This is a genomic window from Martinezella sp. CNPSo 3795, assembly GCF_057784475.1.
Genome location: NZ_JBXSOQ010000031.1, coordinates 1 through 2405, shown reverse-complemented (window position 1 = coordinate 2405; position 2405 = coordinate 1). Strand labels below are relative to the sequence as shown.

The following is a 2405-nucleotide window of genomic DNA, read 5'->3' as shown; positions in this document are numbered from 1 at the left end:
CTTGAGACGTCAATGAACGGTGGCGAATGGGTCGTTACCATCACCTGCCACCCAGTGCCCTCTGTGGCTAGATCGTACAGTACCCGACAAGCATCACGTATAGCCGCTGGATGAAGGCAAATCTCTGGCTCGTCCAACAACAATACGTGAGGGCGGGTTAGCGCCTCCGGTTCATCAGCCTCCGCCTTATCAGTCTTCTTCCCTTTCTTTGGCTCTGTTTGGAGCTCCGAGGCGATTTTCAGTGCTGACCACAACAACGTTCTCCGCGCCCCGCTGCCTTGCTTATCTAGCGGTGCCATGTGCCCATTTTCCGGACCCATTCGAATAACAGGTTTGACCGCAAAAAGATTGACCCCCTTGTCTGACAGCTGGTCAGATTTTGTGTCCAGAGAGACCTTGAAGCCAGTGAAGATCTCGCTGATATAGGAAGATAAATAAGTTTCGAGTGTTGCAATCTCTCCCTGGCTGTCGTCGACAATCTGCTTTTGGATTTTTCGGATTTCTGTTGCCAGTCTGTCGATGGCAGAAGCTTCGGCACCGGCAGTTCGCGCCGCCCGCTCGGACAAGATATCTTGCATCAGCCTAGTGATTTTCTCCCCTTGTTCCTCTGGGCTGGCAAAAGCATCAACTCTGTGAGGTATCGGCCGTCGAGATTTCGCAACGTTCGGGGCTCCCCACGGAACCCCTTCGTCCCAGTCTTCTGCGTTTGCTCGTCGGCCCTGCCGTTTTGGGTCTTTGTTGACGTCGTCCCATCGCCAACGCTCGCGGATAAAAATATGCCCGGTTTGCTCATCTTTGTGGAGCCATTGTTCTGCCGGTAAGTCGTCCCATACATAAGTTTGCAGTTCGATCTCTGGGAGGTTGTCGGGGTCAACTTTCTCTCCTGGAAAATCGTCCAATCTGAGTTTCCCGTCGGCACTGCCATGAGACATCACGACCTCGTATGCTCTCAGGATTGTGCTTTTGCCAGCGTTGTTCGGACCGACGAGCACGACAATATCATCGAGATCAATGCTGACTGGATCAGGCCCGATACTTCGGAAGTTGCGTATAATGAGTCGCTTCACTTTTGCCTTGGTAAGGGCAAAGCTTGCGTCATCTTTTTTCGGCGTATTCTTAACCATGACCCCCTCCGGATCTCCTTTAAGGTGAATAATTTTTGCCAAAAATACAACCGAATACTTTCGACCCAAATCTTCGCCTGCGTCTCATAATGCATACCTGAGAGTCGCCCCCTGATTGGTCACGGTTGACAGAGTCTCTCACATGTCTCATAAGTATGGTCTCATAATGTTCTAGATATTGGAGACCTCCAGCATGACCATCGTCGCCTACGCCCGCGTATCGTCCACCGGACAATCCCTCGACGTGCAATTGGAGAAGCTGGGGGAACTGAAGCCCGCTAAGCTGTTTCAGGAGAAGCTGAGCGGGGTGGACCGGGATAGGCCAGCATTGAAGGCGGCTTTGGACTATTGCCGGGAAGGTGATGTGTTCGTCGTTACCAAGATTGACCGGCTTGCCAGATCGACACGGGACCTTCTGAACATCATTGAAGAGTTGTCCGCGAAGGGGGTAGAGTTCAGGGTGCTGGACCAGAGTATTGATACGACATCTTCGACGGGAAGACTCACCTTGCAAATCCTCGCCAGCGTGGCCGAGTTCGAGAACAATATTAGGAAAGAGCGAAAGGCCGACGGCATCAAGAATGCTCAAGCCAAGGGTACCCAGTTCGGTCGCCACCCGAAGATGACCGAGGACACCATCGCGACCATACGGCGGCTGAAGGAGACCGGAGCGACCGTAAAGAGCATCATCGCTGAGACCGGAATGTCCAAGGCGTCAGTCTATCGAGCACTGGAACGGGCAGAAGATTAGCCGACTGGGCTGGCAGCTTAATCGTTAGGTTGCCCAGTTGATGCAGCCCAACCAGTCCAACCTAAGGTCATCTATGGCCAACTTAGGTTGCGTTGGGTTTCGCTGAAATCCGACGACTGTTTAACAGCCGCACCCTAAACCGGTTAGGTATCCCACAAGCATGCATTAACCCCATCCACGAGGTTAGGTTCACCCCTAGCTACGTTCCCAATGGTCCCACCTAAGACTATCTATAGTCAACTCCGGTTGAGCTGCGCTCCGCCCCTAAGGCTCTCGTCCCAGACGTTAGGTACCCCCCTAGCACCCACAATACATGCTAGCCGCTGCTACAGCAGCCCAGTCACCCCACAGTCTCGCCACCCCTTCGGGACCGTTGTGGTCAGGGATGGCCGTGGTTGAGAGGCTGCCACGTGTTGTTCTTGCCAACACACACCCTCCCCAATCCATCACGCTTACCCTTCCTAATGTCTAGGCTTCGAGTCCCGATATCGGTGTCACAAGGCTATGAGCGCATGCTGCTTTCCATCAAC

2 protein-coding genes are annotated in these 2405 nt (G+C 53.4%); one reads left to right on the top strand and one right to left on the bottom strand.

Going from position 1 to position 2405, the window contains the following annotated elements:
• A partial coding sequence (locus AC13QY_RS32035) for an ATP-dependent nuclease (protein WP_488494572.1) occupies window positions 1-1124 on the bottom strand: 1124 nt, incomplete at its 3' end.
• A 193-nt stretch (window positions 1125-1317) separates the two neighbouring features.
• Here AC13QY_RS32035 and AC13QY_RS32030 point away from each other — a divergent pair.
• Window positions 1318-1875: a recombinase family protein gene (locus AC13QY_RS32030; RefSeq protein ID WP_488494571.1), complete on the top strand. Its 558-nt coding sequence runs from the start codon at window positions 1318-1320 to the stop codon at window positions 1873-1875.
• The last annotated feature ends 530 nt before the right edge of the window (window positions 1876-2405 follow it).

Bases quoted from the DNA above. Each gene is read 5' to 3' on its own strand.
- AC13QY_RS32030 (WP_488494571.1), top strand. From the start codon at position 1,318: ATGACCATCGTCGCCTACGCCCGCGTATCGTCCACCGGACAATCCCTC.